Raw genomic sequence first — 1,278 nt, 5'->3', positions numbered from 1 at the left:
GCGAGATGAGGCGTGCGTCGTGAACGAGAGCCCGAACGCGAGCAGCACGGGGATGACGAGGAACAGGACGAGGAGGATGCCGGCGGGAGCGATCATCGCCAGGCCCGCCCAGGTCTCGCGTCCGCGGATGGACCGGAACCGGCTGAGGGCGCGGCGCGGCTTCTCGGCCACGATCGTGGCAGGGGTGACAGTCATGGTGACTCTTTCGAGGTCGTCGAGCGGAGCGGGTGGGACGTGTGAGCGCCCCACCCGCCCAGGCTCACTTCTTGAAGCCGTACCCGTCGTTGGACGAGATGTTGGCGTCGATCTCGCTGACCGCCTGGTCGAGCGAGGTCTTGACGTCAGCGCCGTTCATGATGTCTTTCGCCGCAGTCTCGAACGTGGTCGAGATGACGGCATAGGCCGGCGTCTCCGGTCGCAGAACGGCGAACTTCTGCGAGAGCTCGACGAACGGACGCAGGACGCCCTTGTCGTTGAAGTACTTCGACGCCTGCGCGGCGGAGTCGGTCGCGGGAATGACGATCTGCTGGTCGGCGAACTGGGTGATGTACTTGTCCTGGAAGCTGAACTCGAGGTACTTGCGCGCGCCGTCGGCGTCGTTGCATCCCTTGGAGATGGCCCACTGCCAGGATCCGCCGCCGATCTTCGGGCCGGTGCCGAGGTCCGGCGGAGGCAGGATCGCGAGGTCGTCGCCGACGGCGTCGACCGACGCGAGCGCGTTCCACACGCCCGTGTAGCTGAGAGCCACCTTGTTGTCGACGAACTCCTGGTTGCCGACCGTGCCGTTCGCGTTGGCGTAGCCGTCCTTGAACAGGTTCTGGAACCACGTACCCCACGCCACCGCGTCGCTGCCGTTGAGCGCGCCGTCGGCGGTGAGCATGGTGGAGCGGTCGATGAGATCGCCGCCGAAGCTCTGCAGGAACGGCGAGTACGCGTAGGGCCACCACTCGCCCTTGTCCTCGGCGCCGATGTCGATCGGGGTGTCGTAGCCGGCGGCCTTCAACGTCGCCAGGACCGCGCCGAATTCGTCCTTCGTCCACGGCTTGTCGACGGTCGGGATGCGGATGCCGTTCTTCTCCAGCACCGACTTCCGGGCGAAGATCGACAGCGCGGCATCCCAGTAGCCGGCGGAGTAGATCTGCCCGTCCCACTTTCCGACGGCGGTCGGCAGCAGCGCATCGGTGATCTTCGTGTCGATGCCCAGCGGCTGCAGGTAGCCGGCCCACGCCCAGTTGGGCATGATCGGCCCGTCGAGGTCGAGCAGGCAGGGAAAGGTCC

The 1,278-nt window shown here is 66.6% G+C and carries 1 protein-coding gene and 1 pseudogene; both read right to left on the bottom strand.

The features are described from left to right. Nucleotides 1-195 (bottom strand): annotated as a pseudogene (locus I5I_RS15005) (sugar ABC transporter permease); the annotation flags it as partial. A 64-nt stretch (nt 196-259) separates the two neighbouring features. Next, the coding region (locus tag I5I_RS15000) for a sugar ABC transporter substrate-binding protein (protein ID WP_036321623.1) at nt 260-1,278 on the bottom strand (1,019 nt) is incomplete at its 5' end.

This window comes from Microbacterium sp. B24 (assembly GCF_000333415.1).
Classification (GTDB): domain Bacteria; phylum Actinomycetota; class Actinomycetes; order Actinomycetales; family Microbacteriaceae; genus Microbacterium.
Note: the sequence above shows the minus strand (reverse complement) of the source record. Positions and strands in the feature narration are given on the sequence as shown.